Raw genomic sequence first — 23,222 nt, 5'->3', positions numbered from 1 at the left:
GGCGACGGGCCTCAGCGGGCGCGCTCGTACCGCAGCAGCAGCAGGTCGCCCGCCGGGATGGCGTGCACGAGCCGCATCGGGCGATCGTGCTCGGGCACGCCGCGCACGATGCGCCCGGTGTCGCCGCCGACGATCGTCGGGCTGAGGCTGAGACACAGCTCGTCGACCCGGTCGGCATCGAGCAGCGACCCGAACAGGTGCGGGCCGCCCTCGCAGAGCACCTGCGGCAGCCCAGCAGCCGCGAGCTCGTCGACCGCGAGGCGCAGGTCGGCGGCCCGCTCGCCGCACACGAGCACGTCGGCGACCTCGGCGAGCGCTGAGCGCCGCCCCGCGTCGGATGCCGCGTGGGTCACCACGACGGGGCGGGTGACCGCCTCGGCGAAGAAGGGATGCTGCGGCTCGAGCTCGAGCGCCGATGACACCACCGCGAGCCGCGGCTGGTCGGCGAGTCCGTGCTCGCGACGCCAGGCGACGTCGTCGCGCGACAATTGCACGCCGCCGTAGCCCTCGACCCGGACCGTGCCGGCCCCGACGAGCACCACGTCGGCGAGGGTGCGCATGACGTCCATGGCGAGCCGGTCGGCTGCGTCGCCGAGCCCGCCCGAGCGGCCGTCGATCGTGACCGCGCCGTCGAGGCTCGCGACGAAGTTCATGCGCACGCGCGGCGCCTGTCGATCGGCGATGTCGTACGCCGCGAGCAGGGCTTCGCGCCCCGGGCCCGGCGTCCGGCCGGATCGCTCGTCGCCGATCATCATGGCGCTCACGGCTCCTCGTTCGGTCCGTCGACCACGTTGTGCTTGAGGTACGCCGGTTCACGCCACCCCATGATCGCCTCGACCATGCGGGCCGCGTCCACGGACTCGGCGATGTTGTGCATGCGCAGGATGCGCGCGCCCTGCATCGTGCAGAACACGGCGGCGGCGATCGACCCGGCGAGGCGTTCGCCGCGCGGCCGGTCGAGGCTCTCGCCGATGAAGTCCTTGTTCGACACGGCCGCGACGAGCGGGAAGCCGAGCCGGGTGAACTCGCCGAACCGGCGAGTGAGTTCGAGCGTCTGCAACGTGTTCTTGTTGAGGTCGTGGCCCGGGTCGAGCACGATGCGCTCCTCGGGCACGCCCCGCGAGACGGCGAGGGCGACGCGCTGTTCGAGGAAGGCGCTGATGTCGCCGACGACGTCGTCGTACTGCGGCTTCGGGAACCACTGGCGCGGCTCGGCGCGACTGTGCGTGATGACGAGCGTCGCCTCGGAGTCGGCCACGACCTCGGCGAGCGCGGGGTCGTGCACGCCGGTGGTGTCGTTGATCACGTCGGCGCCCGCGGCGAGCGCGGCGGCCGCGACCTCGGCGTGGAAGGTGTCGACCGAGAGCGCGGCACCGGCGTCGGCGAGCGCGGCGACGACCGGCACCACGCGGTCGATCTCCTCGGCGATCGGGATGGCCGGACCGGGACCGAACTTCGCCCCGCCGATGTCGATCCACGCCGCGCCGGCCTCGATCGCGCGGCGGCCGGCCTCGACGGCCGCGTCGAGGCCGAACGTCGCCCCGCGATCGTAGAAGGAGTCGGGCGTGCGGTTGACCACCGCCATGACGGCGACCTCCCGCCGGAAGTCGACCTCGCGCCCTCCGATCACGCGCACCGGTCGGGCGAGCTGCGGGTCGACCCAGCCGGCGGGCGCGGCCGTCACGCGGTCGCCTCGGCGACGAGCCGCTCGAGGGGCACCGCCGGGTCGGTGAGCCGGCCGGAGTCGATGCGGGCGCCCGAGCGGATGAGCTGCTGCACCTGGTCGTTGACGTCCCAGACGTTCACGTTCATGCCCGCGACGACGCGCCCCTCGCGCTGCCAGAACGCGATGAACTCGCGCGCGGCCCGGTCACCGCGGAAGACGGGTTCGACGCCGTCGGCGAGGGTGCCGTAGCCCGAGTACTCCATGCCGAGATCGTACTGGTCGGTGTAGAAGTACGGGATCTCGTCGTACGCCACCTCGTCACCGGCCATCGCGCGGCCCGCTGCCCGGCCGGCGTTCTCGGCGTTGGCCCAGTGCTCGATGCGCAGGTGGGCCTGGAGCACGGGATGGTAGACGCTCGCGACGTCGCCCACGGCGAACACGTCGTCGGCGCTCGTGCGGAAGGAGGCATCCGTCACGATGCCGTTCCGCACCTCGAGCCCGGCCGTTTCCGCGAGGCCGGTCTCGGGTACCGCACCGATGCCGACGAGCACGAGATCGGCCGGCACCGTCTCGCCCGTGTCGAGCTCGACGCCGGTCACCCGGCCCTCGGCGCCGCGGATGCCGGCCACGCCCGTCGACATGCGCAGGTCGACCCCGTGCGCCCGGTGGAGCTCGGCGAAGACCTCGCCGACGGCGGTGCCGACGGCCGCGGCGAGCGGCACGGCCTCGGGGGCGATCACCGTCACGTCGTCGCCGTAGCCGCGAGCCGCGGCGGTCGCCTCGAGGCCGATCCAGCCGGCCCCGATCGCGACCATGCGGCGCCCGCCGCCGCCCAGCGCCGCGCGCAGCCGTTCGGAGTCGGGGAAGGTGCGCAGCACCCGCACACCGTCGAGGTCGCCCTCGGGTGAGCGCCAACGCCTCGCGCTCGCCCCGGTCGCGAGCAGGAGCCGCCCGTAGTCGAGCGTGCGATCGTCGGCGAGACGCACGCGGCGCCCTGCCGTGTCGAGTGCGGTCGCCCGCACGCCGCGCAGCACCTCGACCCGCTCGTCGGCGTACCACTCGGCGGGGTGCACGTCGACGACGTCGCGCTCCGCCGAGCCGTCGAGGTACTCCTTCGAGAGCGGCGGCCGGATGTACGGCATCGCGTCCTCTCCGGCCACGATCGTGATGGGCCCGGTGTGCCCCGCCTCCCGCGCCCCTTCCGCCGCACGGGCGCCGGCGAGGCCCCCGCCGACGATGACCAGTCGTTCGTCGTCCATGTCAGTGCTCCGTCCTGCCCGGGCCGCAGCGGTCGAGGAACTCGCGCCGGGTGCGGTCGTCGTCTCGCACGCTCCCGGTGAGCGCCGTCGTGACCGTTCGGGTGCCGGGGGCCTGCACGCCCCGCAGCGACATGCAGAGGTGCTCGGCCTCGAGCACCACGCCGACGCCCGCGGGGTCGAGCACCTCGACGAGCCGGTCGGCGATCTGCCGCGTCAGCCGCTCCTGCACCTGCAGGTCGCGCGCGTACTGCTCGACGACGCGCGCGAGCTTCGAGAGCCCGATGATGCGCTCGCCGGGCACGTAGCCGAGGTGGGCGACGCCGCGGAACGGCAGCAGGTGGTGCTCGCAGAGCGAGTCGAACGGGATGTCGCGGACGACGACGAGCTCGCCGTAGCCCTCGCCGGGGAACGTCGTCGGGGTGAACGGGCGCGGCGAGAGCAGCTCGATGTACGCATCGGCCACACGCCGCGGGGTGTCGGCGAGGTGCTCGCTCTCGACGTCGCGCCCGAGGGCGGTGAGCAGCGCCCGCACCGCCTCGACGGCGCCCTCGCGGTCGATCGCCCTGGCGGCCTCATCGGCGGTGACGGCGTGGAGCCTCGGCGGCACGGCCGCGGGTTCGTTCGCGTCGGGCGCCTCGACGGCCCCTGCTGGTTCGATCGGCGTCATGCGTTGTTCCTCCCGGCCCCTCGATGCCGAGGCTAGGCCGGTGCAATTCTTTTGTCAACAGATTCTGGTTTTAGAGATATGATCGGCGCATGGCAGGCGGCGGGAAGCGCGCAGACCCGGTCGAGGACGACTCGATCCGCGCGATCGGGGCGCTCGCCGACGCCGTGCGCCGCCGCGTCTTCCACGTCGTCTCGGGCCGTCCCGACGCGGTCGGGCGCGACCACGTCGCCGAGGCGCTCGGCATTCCGCGCTCGACGGCCGCGTTCCATCTCGACCGGCTCGTGGAGGCCGGCCTGCTCACGACCGAGTCGCGACGACTCACGGGGCGCTCCGGCCCGGGGGCGGGGCGGCCGGCGAAGCTCTATCGCCGCGCCGAGGGCGAGGTCGCGGTGAGCATCCCCGCCCGGCTGTACGAGCTCGGCGGCGGCGTCATGGCCGAGGCGATCGGGCGGGCCCTCGACGACGGCGTGCCCGTGCGCGAAGCACTCCGCGAGGCGGCCGAGCGGGCCGGTCGACGTCTCGCCGCGGCATCCCCCGACCTCGGTCACGCCCTCGACGACGCCGGTTTCGAGCCGACGGGCGACGATGACGACCTCGTGCTCGGCACCTGCCCGTTCCATCGGCTGGCGCGCGAGCATCCCGGTGTCGTGTGCGAGCTGAACCACGCGCTCGTGTGCGGCATGGCCGACTCGACCGGTGCCGACCCGGGTCGGGTGCGCCTCGATCCGGGCGCCGGCGCCTGCTGCATCCGCATCGCCGCCACGCCGCTCTGAAGCGTCGTCCACACGACTCACAGCCAGGTTTCAGCAAACGTCAAGAGAATCGAGCCATGAGCGACGGACCTCGCATTCTCATCGTCGACGACGAGCCCAACATCCGCGACCTCCTGACCACGAGCCTCCGGTTCGCGGGATTCGCGGTACGCGCCGTGGGCAACGGCGCGCAGACCATCTCGGCCGTGCTCGAGGAGGAGCCCGACCTCATCATCCTCGACGTCATGCTGCCCGACATGAACGGCTTCGGCGTGACCAAGCGCCTGCGCTCGGCCGGGTACACCGCGCCGATCCTCTTCCTCACCGCGAAGGACGACACCGAGGACAAGATCACGGGCCTCACCGTCGGTGGCGACGACTACGTCACGAAGCCCTTCTCCCTCGACGAGATCGTCGCGCGCATCAAGGCGATCCTGCGCCGCACCATGCACGCCGAGGAGGACGCGGTGATCCGCACCGGCGAGCTCACGATGGACCAGGACACCCACGAGGTGCTCGTCGGCGACGTGCCGGTCGAGCTCTCCCCCACCGAGTTCAAGCTGCTGCGCTACCTCATGCTCAACCCGAACCGCGTGCTGTCGAAGGCCCAGATCCTCGACCACGTGTGGGAGTACGACTTCAACGGCGACGCCGGCATCGTCGAGAGCTACATCTCGTACCTGCGCCGCAAGCTCGACCAGCACTCCTCCGAGCCGCTCATCCAGACCAAGCGGGGGTTCGGGTACATGCTCAAGTCCTCCTCCAAGCCCTGACTCAGGTTCCGCCGCCTAGACTCGGCCAGCCATGAACCAGACGATGTTCGAGCGGTGGAACCGCATCTCGCTGCGCACCAAGATCACCGGTGTGACGGTGCTGATGCTGACCCTCGGACTCCTCGTCTCGGGCATCGGCACGGCCGCGATGCTGCGCTCGTACGTCGAGGACCAGATGGAGTCGAAGCTCCAGTCGATCGCGTCGGGCGAGAGCCTCGAGAAGTACTTCCAGATCGACAACGACAAGCCGCGCGCGCAGACGAACCTGAACCAGCTCGACTTCAGCGCGAGCGACGACGTGTTCGTGGCCATCTACACGTCGAGCGGGCAGTATCTGCGCAGCAACTGGGAGGATCGCCCAAAGGCCGACTGGCCCGTGATCCCGAAGACGCTCACCCAGGCGTACGTGAACGCGCGCAACAACGGCCACTACGAGACCTTCGCGCTCGACGACGCGAACGCCGACCCGACGTTCCGCGGGGTTGCGACGCTCATGACGGCCGACTCGCACGGCACCCTCGTGCCGATCGTGATCGCGATCTCGTCGAAGGACACCGAGCGCCTGCTCGCCGTCTACCTCACGATCTTCTTCGGCTTCGGGCTCGGCGTCGTGCTCGTCGGGGCCCTGCTCACGCGCATGCTCGTCACGAGCACGTTCGCGCCGCTGCGCGAGGCCGAGCGCACCGCGGCCGCGATCGCCGACGGCGACTTCAGCCAGCGACTCGGCGGCGCGACGCCGAACACCGAGGTCGGCCGGCTCAACCGCTCGCTCAACACGATGCTCAACCGCATCGACCGCGCCTTCCGCGACCGGGCCCGCACGATCGACCAGATGCGTCGATTCGTCGGCGACGCCTCGCACGAGCTGCGCACCCCCCTCGTCTCCGTGCGCGGCTACGCCGAGCTCTACCGCATGGGCGCGCTGCAGACGCCCGAGGAGGTCGGCCAGGCGATGGAGCGCATCGAGAAGGAGGCCATCCGCATGGGCGGCCTCGTCGAGGACCTCCTCGCCCTCGCCCGCCTCGACGAGGCGAAGCCCCTCGAGCTCGCCGAGGTCGACCTCGTGCCGCTCGCCCGCGACGCGGCGCTCGACACGATGGCGGCACACCCCGACCGCACCGTGACCGTCATCGCCCCCGAGGCCGGCACCGATGCGGATGCCACGGAGCCGGTGGAGCTCGCGGTCGACCTCGAGTCCGCACCGATGCGGTCGACCGGTGCGATCGCCTTCGCGGGAGCGACCCTCGCGAGGCTCCGCGGTCGCCGGCTGGCGCCGGCCCCGCGTCGCACGTCGGCGCGTTCGGCGAGCCGCGAGGCGCAACGGCGCCGGCAGCTCGATGCCGCCGGTGCTCCCGATGCCGCCTCCGAGGCGACGGGTCCCGCACCCACCATGCCGGTGCCGATCGGCTCGGGCGACCCGGCACCGGTGCAGCGCGCGGTCGTGCTGGCCGAGGAGAACAAGATCCGCCAGGTCATCACGAACCTCATGGGCAACGCGATGCGGTTCACCTCCGACGGCTCCCCCATCGAGATCCGGGTGAGCATCGACGCCGCCACCGAGCGCGCGATGGTCGAGGTCATCGACCACGGCGAGGGCATCCCGCCGCAGATCCGGGAGAAGATCTTCCAGCGCTTCTGGCGCGCCGACACCTCGCGCACCCGCGAGACGGGCGGGTCGGGCCTCGGCCTCGCGATCGTCTCGTCGATCGTCGCCGCCCACAACGGCTCGGTCGACGTCGTCGAGACCCCCGGCGGCGGCGCGACCTTCCGCGTGATGCTGCCCCTCGCAGGGTCGGCCGCTGCGCCGCAGGCGATCACCGAGGCCTGACGGGCGCCGCGCCTCCGGCTCGCCTCGACTCCTCCTCGACAGCCGGCGCGCCATGTAGTCGGTCCACACCGGGTCCGAGCGCCGCCCCGACGCCGTCGGCCGCCTCTAGCGTGTGGGACACACCGAATCGAAGGGATGTCCCATGACGAGCTATCAGGTCGACGCCGACCAGGTCTCCGCCGCGACCCAGACCGTGCAGGGCACGATCGGCCGCATCCAGTCCGACGTCGCAGCGCTCATGTCGCAGTTGACGGGTCTGCAGTCGTCGTGGTCGGGCCAGGCCTCGTCGGCCTTCCAGGGAGCCGTCGCCGACTGGCGCGCGACGCAGCTGCAGGTCGAGCAGAGCCTCATGGGCCTCAACCAGGCGCTCGGCCTCGCGGCGACCCAGTACGCCGACGCCGAGCAGGCCAACGCCCGGTTGTTCCTGCGCTGAGCCGGCGACGCGCACGCGACGAAGGGCGCCTCCCGTTCGGGAGACGCCCTTCGCTTCGTACTGGTGCGGACCTGCTTAGAAGTCCATGCCGCCCGTCGGGTCGCCGACCGGAGCCGGGTTCTTCTCGGGCTTGTCGGCGACGACGGCCTCGGTGGTGAGGAAGAGGCCGGCGATCGAAGCCGCGTTGAGCAGCGCCGAACGGGTCACCTTCACCGGGTCGTTGATGCCCGCCTCGAGCATGTCGACGTACTCGCCGGTCGCGGCGTTGAGGCCCTGGCCGGTCGGGAGGTTGCGCACCTTGTCGACGACGACGCCCGGCTCGAGACCCGCGTTGAGCGCGATCTGCTTGAGCGGCGCGTCGATCGCGACGCGGACGATGTTCGCACCGGTCGCCTCGTCGCCCGAGAGCTCGAGCTTCTCGAAGGCGGTCTTGCCGGCCTGGATGAGGGCGACGCCACCACCGGCGACGATGCCCTCCTCGACGGCGGCCTTCGCGTTGCGCACGGCGTCCTCGATGCGGTGCTTGCGCTCCTTGAGCTCGACCTCGGTGGCTGCGCCCGCCTTGATGACGGCGACGCCGCCGGCGAGCTTGGCGAGGCGCTCCTGGAGCTTCTCGCGGTCGTAGTCGCTGTCGGTGTTGTCGATCTCCTTGCGGATCTGCGCGACGCGACCGGCGATGGCCTCCTCGTCACCGGCACCCTCGACGATGGTCGTCTCGTCCTTGGTGATGATGACCTTGCGGGCCTGGCCGAGCAGGTCGAGGGTGACGTTCTCGAGCTTGAGGCCGACCTCCTCGGAGATGACCTGGCCGCCCGTGAGGATGGCGATGTCCTGGAGCTGCGCCTTGCGGCGGTCGCCGAAGCCGGGGGCCTTGACGGCGACCGACTTGAAGATGCCGCGGATCTTGTTGACGATGAGCGTCGCGAGCGCCTCGCCGTCGACGTCCTCGGCGATGATGAGCAGCTGCTTGCCGGTCTGGATCACCTTGTCGACGATGGGCAACAGGTCCTTGATGTTCGAGACCTTGCTGTTGACGATCAGGATGTACGGGTCCTCGAAGACCGCCTCCTGGCGCTCGGGGTCGGTGACGAAGTACGCCGACAGGTAGCCCTTGTCGAAGCGCATGCCCTCGGTCAGCTCGAGCTCGGTGCCGAAGGTGTTCGACTCCTCGACGGTGACGACGCCCTCCTTGCCGACCTTGTCGATCGCCTCGGCGATGAGCGCACCGATCTGCTCGTCGGCGGCCGAGATCGAAGCCGTGGCGGCGATCTCCTCCTTGGTCTCGACCTCCTTCGCACTCGAGAGCAGCTCGGCCTCGACGGCCTGGACGGCCTTCTCGATGCCGCGCTTGAGCGAGATGGGGTCGGCGCCGGCGGCGACGTTGCGGAGGCCCTCGCGGACGAGCGCCTGGGCGAGGACGACCGAGGTCGTGGTGCCGTCACCCGCGACGTCGTCGGTCTTCTTCGCGACCTCCTTGACGAGCTCGGCGCCGATCTTCTCGTACGGGTCGTCGAGCTCGATCTCCTTGGCGATCGAGACGCCGTCGTTCGTGATCGTGGGGGCGCCCCACTTCTTCTCGAGCACGACGTTGCGACCGCGCGGGCCGAGGGTCACCTTGACCGCGTCGGCGAGCGTGTTGAGGCCACGCTCGAGGCCGCGGCGGGCCTCTTCGTCGAAAGCAATGATCTTTGCCATGTGTGTCTCTCGTCCCTTCTCGGACGTCTTCAAAGATTCGTGGTTTAGCACTCAAAACGAGTGAGTGCTAAGACGATTCTGGCACTCTCGTGCAGTGAGTGCAAGCGAGCGCGGCCCGGCCGCCGCACGCTCGCGGCGAACACGCACCGCGCCGCGGGCGACCGTTCGCGGCATCCCGGATGCCGCGGGCCGGCGCCGCTCAGGACGTGAACTTCACCGACCCCGACTTCGGCACGAGCTCGATCCAGGTGTTGCCCGGCGCGAGCCGCAGCGGCGACCCGTCGTCGGCCGTGAGCACGATCGGCGAGGCCTGCGAGCCCTTCTTCCAGGTACCGTGGGCGGTGCGGCCTGCGCTCGAGACCCAGACCTCGCCCGAACCGACGAGGACGGTCTTCGGCACCTCGCCGTAGCGCCAGTCGATGTCGACGCGCATCGTCACGACGTTGGTCGCGTGCACGCGCTCGCCGCCCTCCTGGGTGTCTGCTCGGCCCTCCTGCGACCGGAGCCAGGTCGACGAACCGGCGTCCCAGTCCCACGACGGGTTGCGGGCGTCGGAGAAGACGATCGCGATGCGCTTCGTCGGCGCGGCTTTGAGTGCGGGATCGGCGAGCGGATCGGCGGTGCCGTACGCGAACTGCACGGGCGGCGGCGCGAGCTTCGCGTTGCGCGCGACGGCCTCCTTCGAGCGCAGGATGACGTCGTGCGGCCCGGGGCGCGCATCGGCCCGGAAGAAGAGCCCGGTGTCGTCGTAGTCGAAGACGATGTTCTTGAGCGGGGTCGCCATCATCATCGCGACGAACTTCTCCTGGCCGCCCGAGTACGCGATGATCCCGCCGAGCGGGGTGACGATGTCGGGATCCATCGGCCGGATCGACCGGACCGGGCCGACGGTGTCGGGCACGTCCGAGTGCCAGACCGCGACGTAGCGCGTGATGCCGCCCTCGACGAGCTCCTCGAAGACGAGGTCCGTGCGGTTGAGCGCGATCTGCGGTCGCGCCTCCTCGTGGTCGTCGATCTTGACCGCGAGCGACGGATGCGCCGGCGCGGCCGGATCGGTCGTCGTGCCGCGCAGCGGTGAGAACGCGACCGCCACGGGTTCGGAACTGCCGACCGGGCGAGGTTCGGCCGTCGGGGTCGGCGACGGCGTCGGTTCGGGCGACGGGCCCTGGCAGGCTGCGAGCGCGAGCGCTGCGACGGCGAGCGCGACGACGACGGCTGCGCGTCGTGCGCCCGGGCGGACCCCCGTTACCATGCCGTCATCGTAACCACGGCGACGGCCCGCGGACCGTGGTACTGCGCAGACACGCCGGGTGCGATCGCGGCATCGGTTCGCCGGGCCCCGAGACACCGAACGCGCCGCCCGTCGGGCGGCGCGTTCGAGACGCTCGGATGATGCTCAGGCCGGACGCACCGCCTCGGCCTGCGGCCCCTTCGACCCGGTGCCCACCTCGAAGACGACCTGCTGGCCCTCCTCGAGCACCTTGTACCCGGCCATGTCGATGGCCGAGTAGTGGACGAAGACGTCCTGGCCGCCGTCATCGACGGTGATGAAGCCGTATCCCTTTTCAGCGTTGAACCACTTGACGGTTCCGTTCGCCATGTGTTGCTCCCATAACTGCAGTGTGTCGTTCAGCACGTGCCTGTCGCCTGTACCGGGCCGGCTCAGTCACAGCGCTGGACGTCGACCTGGAGGGCGACGGTGCAGCACGGGCGCGAGCGACCAATTCCCGATACTCACAGAGGCGGCATCCCGGGCACAAGGGGGCTGTCGCAACGAATGGTCGCAGAATGGCAACAATTCGCCGTGATCAGCCGCCGACGGCCCCCGCGTAGTCGGACCCGAGCACGACCACGAGCGGAGTGCCCGTCTCGGCGAAGCTCTCCGACAGGCGCACGTCGGCCTCCGGCAGGAGGCCCGCGACGCCACGAGCGGCCCCCTCGAGGTCGGGTGTGGCGTAGTAGACGACCGTCTCGGTGAGGTCGTCCTCGCTCGCGTTCGCCGTCGCGCCGACGGTGACGCCCCCGGCCGTCAGCGTCGCGGCCGCCGTGGCCGCGAGCCCCTCGGTCGCCGTGCCGTTGAGCACGGTGACGTCGATGGGGGCGATGGTCGGCTCGGCCGTCGCGACCGGCGATGCGGAGGGCGTCGCGCCCGGGTCGCCGCCGGACACGTTCAGCCGGTCGTTGAAGATCATGACACCCGCGATGCCGATTCCGGCGAGCACGACCGTCGCGAGTGCGGCCCAGCCGAACCGGATCCACTTCGCACCGCGCCGGGCCGGGGCACGATGCGCGCCCACTCGGTCGATGCCGTGCGGGATCGAGTCGAAGCGGTCGCGGGGGAACTTCTGCGCCATGGGGTCCAGATCGGGGTCGGGGCCGGGCTCAGTCGAGCGGACGGCCGAGGGAGAGCGAGCGTTGCGATCGCGCCGCCCGGCGCGCCGACCGCAGCCGTTGCAATCGCTTGACGAGCATCGGGTCGTGACGGAGCGCGGCGGGGGAATCGATGAGCTCGCCGAGGATCCGATAGTAGCGGGCGGCCGAGATGCCGAACTCGTCGCGGATGGCCTCGGCCTTGCTGGCCGGTTGCTGCCACGCACGCGCCTCGAAGGCGAGCACACGCAGCTGGCGATCGTCGAGCGGGGCGTCGTCGGGGCGGTGCGGCACGCGCTCGGCGCTCATCCGGTCCTCCCGTCGCGCGAGCCGGGCGGCCCGCCTGCAGCACATCCTAGGCAACGCATGCCGAGAGGCCGCCGCACGTGCGCGTGTGTCCGTGGAACACCGCGCCGCCCCGCGGCGTTGCATCCGATGTCGTCGCGCCCGCACCGGAACTGCGACGATGGAATCCACCGCGAACGAGAGGAGCGCCCATGTCACACCAGGTGCAGAAGAGCGATGAGGAATGGCGTGCCGAGCTCGACCCCGCGCGGTACCAGGTGCTCCGCGAGGCGGCGACCGAGCGCCCCTGGTCGGGTGAGCTCCTCGACGAGGAGCGCGCCGGCGTGTACACGTGCGGCGCCTGCGGCGCCGAGCTGTTCAAGAGCGGCACGAAGTTCGACTCGGGCTGCGGCTGGCCGAGCTTCTACGAGTCGGTCCGCCCCGAGGCGGTCGAGCTCATCGAGGATCGCAGCCTCGGCATGGTGCGCACCGAGGTGCGCTGTGCGGCCTGCGGCTCGCATCTCGGACACGTCTTCCCCGACGGGTTCGGCACCCCCACCGGCGACCGCTACTGCATGAACTCGCTCGCGCTCGACTTCACGGCCGACGAGTGACCATCGGCCCGGCACGCCGGGCGGCGCTCGCGCGCCGCTCGGCCCCCAAGGTCACCGACGCCTCGCCCGACGACGCCGAGCTCGTCGAGCTGCTCGAGGCCGCCGAACGCGTCGCCGACCACGCCGGGCTGCGCCCGTGGCGCACCATCGCCCTTCGCGGCGACGCACGGGCGCGCCTCGGTGCGGCCCTCGTCGCGGCATCCGGATTCGACGGCGACGCCGCCGCCAAGCTCGCCGCCAAGCCGCTTCGGGCGCCGCTCCTCGTCGCGATCGTCGTGCGGCGCACCTGGCACCCGAAGGCGGCCGACTGGGAGCAGGATGCGGCGGCGGCCGGCGTCGCGCACGTGCTGAGCCTCCTGCTCGACGAGGCCGGCTGGGGCGTCATGTGGCGCACCGGACCGCACACGCGGCACCCCGCCGTGGCCGAGATGCACGAGCTCGCCCCGAACGAGCAGCTGCTCGGCTGGCTGTACGTCGGCGGCCGCGACGGCGAGCGCGCTCCGCGGGGCCCGGCGAAGCCGCCCCTGTTCAGCTCGATCGGCTGACGTCGCCTCGCCCGACGAGTGCGTCGGCGCGGTGCCGGTGCCGCGACCACCGGATCGACGCGACCGCGACCGCGGCGAGCGCCAGCAGCGTGCCGCCGATCGTCGCGACGTCGACCGCGCGCCCCGTCGGCAGGAGGAGGTCGAGGGCGAGCGCCCCGGCCAGCTGCCCGGCGACGCCGCAGAGCGCGAGCAGCAGGACCCCGACGACGCGCACCACGAGCGCCTGCCCGGCGATGAAGACGCACCCGATCGCTCCGCCCGCGTAGAGCCAGGGCTCGGTCGGCAGCTGCTCGGGCCAGCCGACGGCGACACCGTGGACGAGCGCCACCACGACGAGGGCTGCCGTGCCGACCGCGAAGTTGACGAAGGCCGCGGTCAGCGCGCTCGAGGCCTCGGCCTTGACCCGGCCGTTGACGGCCTGCTGCCAGGCGACCGCGAGCCCGGCGGCGAACGGCAGCAGCATGAGCATGAGCGGCACGTCGTGGGCGAGCTGGGCCGAGACGGCCCACCCGATCGCGGCGAGGGCCAGCACCGCGCCGAGCACCCGCGTGGGTGACAGCGGCCGGCGGCCGCCCGGCCCGAGCCCCGCGAGATCGAACACGATGCCGCCGATCGTCTGCCCGGCGACGATCGCCACGGTGAACATCGCGACGCCGAGGACGCCGGCCGACAGGCCCTGCGTCGTGACGAACCACGCCCCGCTCAATCCGCCGAGCACCATCCACCACGCGAGTCGGCGCGTGCGGAGCGCGGCGGTCACCCGTCCGAGCCCGATCCGCCCCGGGCGCCACACGCAGAGCGCGACCACGAGGATCACCAGTCCCGTCCCGAACGAGATCGCGGCCGCCGCGAACGGGTCGTCGAGTCCTGCGGCGAGCGCGCCGTTGACCCGCGACTGCAGGGCGGTGCAGGCGCCGAACACGATCGCGAGCACGACGGCGATCCAGCGCGGCATGCGGGTTCGCTCGGCGTGCTCGTGGTGCTCGGGCACGTCGGCGGGGTGATCGGTCAAGAGCCGACTGCGGGACTTGAACCCGCAACCCCCGTATTACAAGTACGGTGCGCTACCAATTGCGCCAAGCCGGCGTGGCCCGCCCGTGGCGGGCCTCGACAATCCTACTCGGCGCGCGGCGGACGGCGCGCGGAGACGACGAGGGCCCGGCGACGTGCGCCGGGCCCTCGTCGGTGATCGCGAGCGATCAGTTCGCGGGCGTGGGGGTCGGCGACGGCGACGAGTTCGACTCGCTGAACGCCTCACCGGCGGCCTGCAGCACGAACGACTGGAACTCGGCCGGGTCGGTCAGCGAGCCGACGTACTGCTTGCCGTTGACGAGCACCGTCGGGGTTCCCTTGATCGACTCGAGCTCGGAGTTCGGCACGGGCTGGGTGAGCGCGCGGGTCGTCGACTCCTGCACCCACGACTTGAACTGCGTCTCGTCGATGCACTTCTCGATCGCCGAGACCGACGAGGCGCCCGACTGCTTCACGAAGCCCTTGATCTCGTCGTTCGTGAGGCCGTCGCTGTTCTCCTCGGGCTGGTTCGCGAAAAGGAGGGCGTTGAACTCGAGGAACGACTCGGGCGAGTTGTCGGCGACGCACGCGGCGGCGTTGGCGGCCCGGAGCGAGTACTGGGTGCCGTTCGAGCGGTTCGTGAGGATGGCGAGCGGGTGCGTCTCGAGCGTCGCGGCCCCCTGCTCGACCATGGTCTTGATGGCGTCGCCGTTGGTCGTCTCGAACTGGCCGCAGAACGGGCACAGGTAGTCGACGTAGACGACGATGTTCGCGACGGTTCCGCTGTCGTCCTGCTCGGTCGGCTTCGGCGTCGCGCCGGCGGCGAGCGCCGGGGTCTCGACGGGCGTGATCACGCCGTCGGCACCGGTCAGCAGGATGCCGTCGCTCGCCATGTTGGCGGGGCCGGGGCCGGCCGGCTTCACGCTGTTGAAGATGAGCGTGCCGACGAGGGCCGCGATCGCGATGACCGCCACGATGATCCCGCCCTGGATGAGCACCTTGTTGCGGCGGTCGCGCTTCTTCTGCGCCTCACGGAGCTCGCGCGCCTTCTCGCGCGCGGCCTCCCGCTGCTGGTTACGGGTGGGGCGTGGCTGGTTGGATCCGCCGTTGCTCATCGATGGTCACTCCGGTCGCTGTGTGGGCGCGCCGAAACAGGGGGCGCACGTGAACACGATAGTAGGAACGACGTCTGGGAATCACCCGAGCACGGGCTGGACGTCGGCGCATGCGATACTGAGGAGGCGTCACCGTCGACGCGCTTCCATTCACAACGGATCGTCCGGCACGTACCTGCCGGTGAAGGAGAGAAAGAACCATGGCGTCAGTCACGTTCGACAAGGCCACCCGCCTCTACCCGGGCGGCACCCGCCCCGCGGTCGACCAGCTCGACCTCGAGATCGCCGACGGCGAGTTCCTCGTGCTCGTCGGCCCGTCCGGTTGCGGCAAGTCCACGTCGCTCCGCATGCTCGCGGGCCTCGAAGAGGTCAACGACGGCAACATCTTCATCGGCGAGCGCAACGTCACCGACGTCCCGCCGAAGGACCGCGACATCGCGATGGTCTTCCAGAACTACGCGCTCTACCCGCACATGACCGTCGCCGAGAACATGGGCTTCGCGCTCAAGATCGCCGGCGTCGGCAAGGAGGAGCGCGCCGCCCGCGTGCTCGAGGCCGCGAAGCTGCTCGACCTCGAGCCGTACCTCAGCCGCAAGCCGAAGGCCCTCTCGGGCGGTCAGCGCCAGCGCGTCGCCATGGGCCGCGCCATCGTGCGTCAGCCCCAGGTCTTCCTCATGGACGAGCCGCTGTCGAACCTCGACGCCAAGCTCCGCGTGCAGACCCGCACCCAGATCGCGTCGCTCCAGCGCCGTCTCGGCGTCACGACCGTGTACGTCACCCACGACCAGACCGAGGCGCTCACGATGGGCGACCGCATCGCGGTCCTGAAGGACGGCGTGCTGCAGCAGGTGGGCAGCCCGCGCGACCTCTACGAGAAGCCGAACAACGTCTTCGTCGCCGGCTTCATCGGCTCGCCCGCCATGAACCTCTTCCACGCCGACCTCGCCGACGGCGGCGTCAAGTTCGGCTCGGCCGTCGTGCCGGTCGAGCGCGACATCCTCGCCGAGACGACGAACACGATCGCCACGATCGGCGTCCGCCCCGAGGACATCGTCGTCTCGTCGACCCCGGGCGAGGGCCTCGAGGTCGACGTCGACCTCGTCGAGGAGCTCGGCGCCGACGGCTACCTCTACGGTCACTCGACGGTCGAGGGCAAGCGCACCGACATCGTCGCCCGCGTCGACGGCCGCGCCCACCCGAACGCCGGCGACAAGGTGTACCTCACCGCCACGCCGAACCACGTGCACCTCTTCGACGCGGAGTCGGGCGACCGCCTCGGCAACAAGGCCGTCGTCAGCTGACACGCCTCATGACGATCGATGCCGGTCGGGCCTCGGCCCGGCCGGCATCGTCGTCTCCGGATGCGCCGGCCCCGGGGCATCCCGTTTCGACAACCCGGCCCCGGCTGCAAGGATCGACCTATGAGCGGTTCCCTCTCGATCACGTCGGCGATGACCGACCCCGCGCTCCTCGACCTGCCGTGGGACCTGCCGCTCGAGTCGTGGCCGTCCGACGCCATCGCCGCCCTGCCGAAGGGCATCTCGCGCCACCTCGTGCGCTTCGCCCACCTCGGCGGGCACGTCGTCGCGATCAAGGAGACGACGGCTGAGATGGCCCGCGGCGAGTACGAGATGCTGCGCACCCTGCAGCGGCTCGAGATCCCGTGCGTCGAGCCCGTCGCGGTGATCACGAACCGCACCGACGACGAGGGCGAGGCGCTGAAGCCCGTGCTCGTCACCCGGCACCTGCGCTTCTCGCTGCCCTACCGGGCGCTCTTCTCGCAGACGCTCAGGCCCGACACGGCGACCCGGCTCGTCGACGCGCTCGCCCTGCTGCTCGTGCGCCTGCACATCGTGGGCTTCTTCTGGGGCGACGTGTCGCTCTCGAACACGCTGTTCCGGCGCGACGCGGGGGCGTTCGCCGCGTACCTCGTCGACGCCGAGACGGGCAAGCTCTACGAGGGCGGCCTCTCGAACGGCCAGCGCGAGAACGACCTCGAGATCGCGCGCGTCAACATCGCGGGCGAACTGCTCGACCTCGAGGCGGGCGGCAAGGTCGCCGACGAGCTCGACCCGGTGCGCATCTCGAACGGCATCGTCGACGCCTACCGCAAGCTGTGGACCGAGCTCACCGGGTCGGAGTCGTTCCCCGGCGCCGAGCGCTGGCGCATCACCGAGCGCGTCAACCGGCTCAACGAGCTGGGTTTCGACGTCGAGGAGCTCGCGATCAAGACGGATGCCTCGGGCACGACGGTCCGCATCCAGCCCAAGGTCGTCGACGCCGGGCACCACCAGCGGCGCCTGCTGCGGCTCACGGGCCTCGACGCCGGCGAGAATCAGGCCAGGCGCCTGCTCAACGACCTCGACTCGTACCGCGCCGCGTACGGCAAGGCCGACCTCGACGAGGAGATGGTCGCGCACGAGTGGCTCATGCGGGTGTTCGAACCCGTCGTCCGCGCCATCCCGATCGAGCTGCGGCGCAAGCTCGAACCCGCCGAGGTCTTCCACCAGCTGCTCGAGCACCGGTGGTTCATGGCGCAGCGCGCCGGCCACGACATCCCGCTCGCCGAGGCCGTGACGTCGTACGTCAACGAGGTGCTGCGGCACCGACGCGACGAGGCGACCGTCATCGGCCCGCCGACCGGTGCCGTCACGGCGGCGATGGAGGTCGTGCCGACCGAGACCGCCGCCATCAGCGCGATCGATCCCGACGACGAGGACGACTGGCGGCTCAAGGTCTGAGTCGCAGCCGCGCGCAGCGGCACCGCCGCCACGCGCGCGTGTGCGTGCGCGCGTGCGGCCCTATTCGGCCCCGCCCGCCGCGCGCAGCTTGGCGATCTCGTACAGCGTGACGGATGCCGCGATGCCGGCGTTCAGCGACTCGGTCGAGGCGCTGATCGGGATCGAGACGATCGCGTCGCACGTCTCGGCGACGAGCCGCGAGAGCCCCTTGCCCTCGCTGCCGACGACGACCACGATCGGCCGGTCGGCCCAGCTGAGGCCGGGCAGCGACACGTCGCCGTCGCCGTCGAGGCCGAGCACGAAGACACCGCGCTCCTTCAGGGACTTGAGGGTCTGCGTGAGGTTCGCCGCCATCGCGACGGGCACGCGGGCGGCGGCGCCGGCCGACGTCTTCCAGGCCGCGGAGTTCACGCCGACCGAACGGCGCTGCGGCACGATGACGCCCTGACCGCCGAACGCGCCCGTCGAGCGCAGGATCGCGCCGAGGTTGCGGGGGTCGGTGATGCCGTCGAGCGCGATGAGCAACGGCGTCTCGTCGCGCGCGATCACCTCGTCGAGCAGCTCGATCGGGTGCGCGTACTCGTAGGGCGGCACCTTGAGCGCGAGGCCCTGGTGCACGCCGCCCTCGCCGGCGAGCCGGTCGAGCTCGGGCTTCATGACCTCGAGGATCGGGATGCCGCGGTTCGTGGCGGTCTTCACCGCCTCCTTCACGCGGTCGTCCATCTCGATGCGGGCGGCGATGTAGAGGGTCGTCGCGGGGATGCGGGTGCGCAGCGCCTCGACGACGGAGTTGCGGCCCGTCACGATCTCGGACTCGTCGCCCGACTTCGCGCGACGCGAAGCACCCGAGGCCCCGCGCGGCGCGCCGCCACGGCCCTGCCCCGCGACCTTGCCGGCCGGCTTGCCCTTGCCGCCGGCCGCGGCGTAGCGCTCCTGCGCCGCCTTGCGCTTGCCGGCGGGGTGCCAGGCGCGATCCTCCGCCTTCGGCGTCGGTCCCTTGCCCTCGAGCGCCTTGCGCCCGTGCCCGCCGGTTCCGGCCTGCTTGCCGTGACCGCCCTTGCGCACGGCTCCGGCGCGCGACTTGCCGCTGCTGCCCTTCATGATCCCAAACTCCAATGCGTGCCGGTCGGACTGTCTTCGATGGTGATGCCCGCCTCGGCGAGCTCGGTACGGATGCGGTCGGCGCTCGCCCAGTCCTTCTGGTCGCGCGCCGCCCGACGGTCGTCGAGCAGCCGCTCGACGAGCGAGCCGAGGGCGGATGCGGCGGGGCCGGCGTCGGCCGTGGCCCAGTGCGGGTCGCGGGGGTCGATGCCGAGCACTCCGACCATCGCCCCGACCTGGCCGTGGGCGGTCGCGGCGTCGTGCAGCTCCTCGTCGTCGAGGGCCTGGTTGCCCGCGCGCACGGTGTCGTGCAGCACCGCGAGCGCCTGGGGCACGCCGAGGTCGTCGTCCATCGCCTCGGCGAAGGCCGGCGGCACCTCAGGGGCGCCGACGCCGGCGAACCGGGTACCCGCGAGGCGTCGCTCGACGCGCTGCAGGAACGTGCGGATGCGGTCGACGGCGGCCTCGGCCTCGGTGAGGGAGCCGGGCGAGTAGTCGAGGGTCGACCGGTAGTGCGCCTGGCCCAGGAGGTAGCGCACGGCGAGCGGCGAGGCGAGGCTCAACAGCTCGGCGGCGTACACCGAGTTGCCGAGCGACTTCGACATCTTCTGCCCGCCGATGTTCACGAGCCCGTTGTGCACCCAGTAGCGGGCGAAGCCCTGCCCGGCAGCGGTCGACTGGGCGAGCTCGTTCTCATGGTGCGGGAAGCGCAGGTCGAGCCCGCCGCCGTGCACGTCGAACTCGTCCCCGAGGTAGCGCGCCGCCATCGCGGAGCACTCGATGTGCCATCCGGGCCGGCCGTCGCCCCAGGGCGAGCGCCAGCTCGCCGACGCGGGCTCGTCGTCCTTGCGCCCCTTCCACAGGGCGAAGTCGCGCGGGTCGCGCTTGCCGCGCGGGTCGGCGTCGGCCGCCGCCTCCATCTTGTCTCGCGACTGACGGGTGAGTTCGCCGTAGGCGGGCCAGCTCGAGGTGTCGAAGTACACGTCGCCCGAGCCGTCGGCTGCCGGGTACGCGTGGCCGAGCTCGATGAGGCGTGCGATGAGCTGCTGCATCTGCTGCACGCTCGCCGTCGCCCGCGGCTCGTACGTCGGAGGCAGGATGCCGAGCTGCGCGTACCCCGCCGTGAACTCGAGTTCGATGCGATAGGCGAGCGCCCACCACTCCTCGCCGGCGCCCTGCGTCTCGCGGTGGGCGGCGTCGAGGATCTTGTCGTCGATGTCGGTGACGTTGCGCACGAACGTCACCTCGTTGCCGCGGTACGAGAACCAGCGGCGCATGACGTCGTACACGAGTGCGCTGCGCAGGTGGCCGATGTGCGGGCTCGACTGCACCGTCGGACCGCAGACGTACATGCCGACGTGGCCCTCGCGGAGGGGCACGAAGTCGCGCAGCGCCTGGGCCTTCGAGTCGTAGAGTCGCACGGTCACCCGCCAAGCCTACCGGCGACCGGCGCGCCGGGACGTGCTCAGGCGGGCATCACGAGCGCCGTCGCGATCGCCGCGACGCCCTCGCCCCGGCCGGTGAAGCCGAGTGCGTCGCTCGTCGTCGCGGCGACGCTCACCGGCGCATCGAGCACGGCCGACAACAGGGCCTCCGCCTCCGCCCGGCGCGGCGCGAGCTTCGGCCGGTTGCCGACGATCTGCACGGTGACGTTGCCGATCACGAATCCGGATGCCTCGACCAGTCGTCGCGTCTCGGCGAGGAACACCTCGCCGTGCGCGCCCGCGAAGCGGGCGTCGGCGGTGCCGAAGATCGCACCGACGTCGCCGAGCCCCGCGGCCGCGAGCAGCGCGTCGCAGATCGCGTGCGCTGCGGCGTCACCGTCGGAGTGGCCGGAGAGCCCGCGCTCCCCCGGCCACTCGAGGCCCGCGAGCCAGAGCGGGGCGTCGTCGGCGGCGAAGGCGTGCACGTCGGTGCCGGTGCCGACGCGCGGGACCCTGGGGCGGTCGGGTGCTGCGGCGGGCGTGCGCGAGGGCGACGTGTCCGACTCGGCGTCGAGCCGCTCGGCGAGCAGCTGCTCTGCGCGGTGCAGGTCGGCGGGCACGGTGATCTTGAAGGCGCGCACGTCGCCCGGCACCGTGTCGACGACCACTCCGGCGGCGGCCGCGAGCGCGGCGTCGTCGGTGTACTCCGCGTCGGCTGTGCGGTAGGCGTGGTCGAGGGCCCCGCGCGGGAAGCCCTGCGGGGTCTGCACCGCGCGCAGCTCCGAGCGGTCGACGGTCTCGACGACCTCGCCGCCGGCGACGCGCTTGATCGTGTCGACGACCTCGAGGGCGGGCACGATGCCGTGGCCCCGCGTGCGCACGGCCGCCTCGACCTCGTCGAACACGAGCGCGGGGGTGAGCGGACGCGCGGCGTCGTGCACGAGGACGACCTCGATGCCGGAGCCGACGACCGCGAGGCCCCGGGCGACCGACTCCTGGCGGGTCGTGCCGCCCGCGACGACGTCGAGCGACGCCCCCGCCTCGGCGACGCGCGGTGCGAGCTCGTCGCGCACCCGGTCGGCCCGGTCGCCCGGCACCACGACGACGATCGCCGGGGTCTCGCGCATGGCGAGCACCCCGGCGATCGCGGTGGAGAGCACGGTGCCGTCGGCGAGCGGGACGAACGCCTTCGGCTCGGCGTGCCCGAGCCGAGTGCCGCTGCCCGCGGCGACGACGATGACGGCGGTGCGCGGAGTGCTCATGTCACGAGCGTAGCCGCGGCGAGCCGGCGGTGGTCTCGATACGGCGCTGCGCGCCTACTCGACCGGCCTCAGGAGGCGAGCACCTCGTCGAGGACGGTCGAAGCAGCCTCTTCGTCGGTCTTCTCGGCGAGTGCGAGCTCGGAGATCAGGATCTGGCGCGCCTTCGCGAGCATGCGCTTCTCGCCGGCGGAGAGCCCGCGGTCCTGGTCGCGGCGCCACAGGTCGCGCACGACCTCGGAGACCTTGATGACGTCGCCCGACGCAAGCTTCTCGAGGTTCGCCTTGTAGCGACGCGACCAGTTGGTCGGCTCCTCGGTGAAGGGTGCGCGCAGCACCTCGAAGACCTTGTCGAGCCCCTCTTTGCCGATGACGTCGCGCACGCCGACGAGGTCGACGTTCTCGGCGGGAACCTCGATGACGAGATCGCCCTGCGTGACGTTCAGCTTGAGGTAGAGCTTCTCTTCACCCTTGATGATCCGTTTCTTCACCTCGGTGATCGTTGCGGCTCCGTGGTGGGGGTAAACGACGGTTTCGCCAACCTCAAAAAGCATGAATAGTAGTCCTTTCGGCAACTTTCAGGATATCACATTCGCGATCGTGCTAAGGTTCGCCTCCCCTTCACAGCCGCGGCTCACCCGTGCGATATGCTCGGAGTCGACCACGCGCGCCACCGGGCGAGCGTGCGCAAACGCTCGCACTTTGGAGGTTCTGTGAAGGCGCGTCTCGCGGCATCAGCTGCTCTGGCCCTCGGCATCGCGCTCGGCGCGAGCGGCTGCTCGATGCTGACCTATCAGGCGACGACCGAGCCGTACGACGCGAGCGACGGCGTCGGCGTGAACGTCGGCAACCTCCACCTGCGCAACGTGCTCGTCGTGAGCGACGACGGCGTCGACGGCACCCTCGTGCTGACGATCGTCAACGACGGCGACGAGGACGTCGAGCTCGGCGTCCAGGTCGCCGACGGCGAGACCGAGACGATCCCGGTCGACGCGGGCGCGACCGTCGCGTTCGGCGTGGCCGACGAGGACGAGCTCGACGTCGTGCAGCCCCTCGTGCTCCGCGGCATCGACACGAAGCCCGGCGCGCTCCTGCCGATCTACTTCCAGTACGGCTCCGCCGAGGGCATCGAGAAGAACATCCCCGTGCTCGACGGCCGCCTGCCCGAGTACGCGGGCCTCCTGCCGGCCGAGGTCGAGGTCGAAGAGGGCAGCGTCGACGACGCGACCGCGGCCCCGGTCGCCGGCTGAACCGCGACCACCTGAAACACCACGACGAGGGGCGGATGCTGCGGCATCCGCCCCTCGTCGTCCCAGGTCTCGACGTCGTCCGGGGTCTCAGCCGCCGACCGCGCCGCTGTACCCGTTGACGAAGCCCACCACGAACAGCGCCGTCGCCGAGACCGCGGCCGCGGCGCACAGGCCGATGCCCACGAACGCCGGCCACTTCGGCGCCGGGCGGAACAGCGCGACGATCGAGAGCGCGAGCGCGGCGATGAGCAGCACGCCGCCGACGAACTCGAACAGCATGCTCGGGCTGGCCACCCCGATGAACGCGGCGACGGCGAGGGCGATGCCGACGTAGCCCACGATGTTGTGCCGGGCGCGGGCGCCCGCCCGGTCGTGCGTCGCCGATGCGGCACCGGTCTCGTCGGCCGGCCTGCCGGGAGGAATCGAGTTCATGG

25 protein-coding genes and 1 tRNA gene are annotated in these 23,222 nt (G+C 71.6%); 9 read left to right on the top strand and 17 right to left on the bottom strand.

The annotated features are described in order from the left end of the window. Positions 1-11: 11 nt before the first annotated feature. The 4 genes from MUN74_RS14275 to folE are packed head-to-tail and all read right to left on the bottom strand — an operon-like array spanning position 12 to position 3,592. Entirely contained in the window at positions 12-755 is a 744-nt protein-coding gene (locus MUN74_RS14275) for a pyrimidine reductase family protein (protein WP_244856465.1), read from the bottom strand. Between the two features lie 5 nt (positions 756-760). Further along, positions 761-1,684 carry a dihydropteroate synthase gene (gene folP / locus MUN74_RS14270; protein ID WP_370647300.1) on the bottom strand — a complete coding sequence of 308 codons (924 nt, stop codon included), beginning with the start codon at positions 1,682-1,684 and terminating at the stop codon, positions 761-763. Continuing rightward, entirely contained in the window at positions 1,681-2,925 is a 1,245-nt protein-coding gene (locus MUN74_RS14265) for an NAD(P)/FAD-dependent oxidoreductase (protein ID WP_244853088.1), read from the bottom strand. Before MUN74_RS14265 ends, folP begins: the two co-directional genes overlap by 4 nt. Before the next feature lies 1 nt (position 2,926). Then, positions 2,927-3,592 (bottom strand): GTP cyclohydrolase I FolE, encoded by a 666-nt coding sequence (gene folE, locus MUN74_RS14260; RefSeq protein ID WP_244853086.1) that lies wholly within the window; start codon positions 3,590-3,592, stop codon positions 2,927-2,929. Positions 3,593-3,681: 89 nt separating this feature from the next. Between folE and MUN74_RS14255 the strand changes: the two genes are divergently transcribed. The 4 genes from MUN74_RS14255 (at position 3,682) to MUN74_RS14240 (ending at position 7,378) form a co-directional block, all read left to right on the top strand. Continuing rightward, the gene (locus MUN74_RS14255) at positions 3,682-4,365 is read left to right on the top strand and encodes a helix-turn-helix transcriptional regulator (protein WP_244853084.1); all 684 of its coding nucleotides are present in this window, start codon (positions 3,682-3,684) and stop codon (positions 4,363-4,365) included. A gap of 56 nt (positions 4,366-4,421) precedes the next feature. Further along, on the top strand, positions 4,422-5,117 hold the full coding sequence (locus MUN74_RS14250) for a response regulator transcription factor (protein ID WP_244853083.1): 696 nt from the start codon (positions 4,422-4,424) through the stop codon (positions 5,115-5,117). 31 nt (positions 5,118-5,148) lie between these two features. Continuing rightward, a complete protein-coding gene (locus MUN74_RS14245) occupies positions 5,149-6,945 on the top strand; it encodes a sensor histidine kinase (protein ID WP_244853082.1) in 1,797 nt (598 codons plus the stop codon). A 142-nt stretch (positions 6,946-7,087) separates the two neighbouring features. Then, positions 7,088-7,378: a WXG100 family type VII secretion target gene (locus MUN74_RS14240; protein ID WP_244853080.1), complete on the top strand. Its 291-nt coding sequence runs from the start codon at positions 7,088-7,090 to the stop codon at positions 7,376-7,378. A gap of 75 nt (positions 7,379-7,453) precedes the next feature. Here MUN74_RS14240 and groL read toward each other — a convergent pair whose 3' ends face one another. The 5 genes from groL to MUN74_RS14215 all read right to left on the bottom strand — a co-directional run bounded on the left by groL (position 7,454) and on the right by MUN74_RS14215 (position 11,752). After that, the gene (groL, locus tag MUN74_RS14235) at positions 7,454-9,073 is read right to left on the bottom strand and encodes a chaperonin GroEL (RefSeq protein ID WP_244853078.1); all 1,620 of its coding nucleotides are present in this window, start codon (positions 9,071-9,073) and stop codon (positions 7,454-7,456) included. A 199-nt stretch (positions 9,074-9,272) separates the two neighbouring features. Beyond that, entirely contained in the window at positions 9,273-10,325 is a 1,053-nt protein-coding gene (locus MUN74_RS14230) for a DUF3048 domain-containing protein (protein WP_244853076.1), read from the bottom strand. Between the two features lie 144 nt (positions 10,326-10,469). Next, positions 10,470-10,673: a cold-shock protein gene (locus MUN74_RS14225; protein ID WP_244853075.1), complete on the bottom strand. Its 204-nt coding sequence runs from the start codon at positions 10,671-10,673 to the stop codon at positions 10,470-10,472. Between the two features lie 208 nt (positions 10,674-10,881). After that, complete coding sequence (locus MUN74_RS14220; protein WP_244853073.1) at positions 10,882-11,427, bottom strand: LytR C-terminal domain-containing protein; 546 nt, start codon at positions 11,425-11,427, stop codon at positions 10,882-10,884. A gap of 28 nt (positions 11,428-11,455) precedes the next feature. Beyond that, positions 11,456-11,752 carry a DUF3263 domain-containing protein gene (locus tag MUN74_RS14215; protein WP_244853071.1) on the bottom strand — a complete coding sequence of 99 codons (297 nt, stop codon included), beginning with the start codon at positions 11,750-11,752 and terminating at the stop codon, positions 11,456-11,458. A 188-nt stretch (positions 11,753-11,940) separates the two neighbouring features. On the opposite strand from MUN74_RS14215, the gene msrB reads away from it, so the two are divergent. Both msrB and MUN74_RS14205 read left to right on the top strand, forming a co-directional pair. Next, entirely contained in the window at positions 11,941-12,342 is a 402-nt protein-coding gene (gene msrB / locus MUN74_RS14210; protein ID WP_244853070.1) for a peptide-methionine (R)-S-oxide reductase MsrB, read from the top strand. Further along, a complete protein-coding gene (locus MUN74_RS14205; protein WP_244853068.1) occupies positions 12,339-12,887 on the top strand; it encodes a nitroreductase family protein in 549 nt (182 codons plus the stop codon). Before msrB ends, MUN74_RS14205 begins: the two co-directional genes overlap by 4 nt. On the opposite strand, the gene MUN74_RS14200 is transcribed toward MUN74_RS14205, so the two are convergent. The 3 genes from MUN74_RS14200 to MUN74_RS14190 form a co-directional block, all read right to left on the bottom strand. Continuing rightward, positions 12,871-13,899 (bottom strand): DMT family transporter, encoded by a 1,029-nt coding sequence (locus MUN74_RS14200; protein WP_244853066.1) that lies wholly within the window; start codon positions 13,897-13,899, stop codon positions 12,871-12,873. The genes MUN74_RS14205 and MUN74_RS14200 overlap by 17 nt on opposite strands. Before the next feature lies 1 nt (position 13,900). Next, positions 13,901-13,973 (bottom strand) — tRNA-Thr (locus MUN74_RS14195). A gap of 113 nt (positions 13,974-14,086) precedes the next feature. Continuing rightward, positions 14,087-15,013: a DsbA family protein gene (locus tag MUN74_RS14190; protein ID WP_244853065.1), complete on the bottom strand. Its 927-nt coding sequence runs from the start codon at positions 15,011-15,013 to the stop codon at positions 14,087-14,089. Between the two features lie 200 nt (positions 15,014-15,213). Here MUN74_RS14190 and MUN74_RS14185 point away from each other — a divergent pair, with 200 nt between their 5' ends. Both MUN74_RS14185 and MUN74_RS14180 read left to right on the top strand, forming a co-directional pair. Continuing rightward, complete coding sequence (locus MUN74_RS14185; RefSeq protein ID WP_244853063.1) at positions 15,214-16,314, top strand: ABC transporter ATP-binding protein; 1,101 nt, start codon at positions 15,214-15,216, stop codon at positions 16,312-16,314. A gap of 120 nt (positions 16,315-16,434) precedes the next feature. Next, complete coding sequence (locus tag MUN74_RS14180) at positions 16,435-17,754, top strand: DUF4032 domain-containing protein (RefSeq protein ID WP_244853062.1); 1,320 nt, start codon at positions 16,435-16,437, stop codon at positions 17,752-17,754. 60 nt (positions 17,755-17,814) lie between these two features. On the opposite strand, the gene rlmB is transcribed toward MUN74_RS14180, so the two are convergent. The 4 genes from rlmB to MUN74_RS14160 form a co-directional block, all read right to left on the bottom strand. After that, positions 17,815-18,855, bottom strand: a complete 1,041-nt coding sequence (rlmB, locus tag MUN74_RS14175; protein ID WP_244853060.1) for a 23S rRNA (guanosine(2251)-2'-O)-methyltransferase RlmB — start codon at positions 18,853-18,855, stop codon at positions 17,815-17,817. After that, the gene (gene cysS / locus MUN74_RS14170) at positions 18,852-20,282 is read right to left on the bottom strand and encodes a cysteine--tRNA ligase (RefSeq protein ID WP_244853058.1); all 1,431 of its coding nucleotides are present in this window, start codon (positions 20,280-20,282) and stop codon (positions 18,852-18,854) included. The genes rlmB and cysS overlap by 4 nt, the downstream gene beginning before the upstream one ends. 38 nt (positions 20,283-20,320) lie before the next feature. Beyond that, positions 20,321-21,541: a 2-C-methyl-D-erythritol 4-phosphate cytidylyltransferase gene (gene ispD / locus MUN74_RS14165; RefSeq protein ID WP_244853056.1), complete on the bottom strand. Its 1,221-nt coding sequence runs from the start codon at positions 21,539-21,541 to the stop codon at positions 20,321-20,323. A 68-nt stretch (positions 21,542-21,609) separates the two neighbouring features. Next, positions 21,610-22,092: a CarD family transcriptional regulator gene (locus MUN74_RS14160; RefSeq protein ID WP_022889889.1), complete on the bottom strand. Its 483-nt coding sequence runs from the start codon at positions 22,090-22,092 to the stop codon at positions 21,610-21,612. A 159-nt stretch (positions 22,093-22,251) separates the two neighbouring features. Here MUN74_RS14160 and MUN74_RS14155 point away from each other — a divergent pair, with 159 nt between their 5' ends. Then, a complete protein-coding gene (locus MUN74_RS14155; RefSeq protein ID WP_244853054.1) occupies positions 22,252-22,788 on the top strand; it encodes a hypothetical protein in 537 nt (178 codons plus the stop codon). 87 nt (positions 22,789-22,875) lie between these two features. Here MUN74_RS14155 and MUN74_RS14150 read toward each other — a convergent pair whose 3' ends face one another. Next, on the bottom strand, positions 22,876-23,220 hold the full coding sequence (locus MUN74_RS14150) for a hypothetical protein (RefSeq protein WP_244853052.1): 345 nt from the start codon (positions 23,218-23,220) through the stop codon (positions 22,876-22,878). Positions 23,221-23,222: the final 2 nt, after the last annotated feature.

Origin of the sequence: Agromyces sp. H17E-10, assembly GCF_022919715.1 — a bacterium.
In the GTDB taxonomy this organism is placed as follows: Bacteria; Actinomycetota; Actinomycetes; order Actinomycetales; family Microbacteriaceae; genus Agromyces.
Note: the sequence above shows the minus strand (reverse complement) of the source record. Positions and strands in the feature narration are given on the sequence as shown.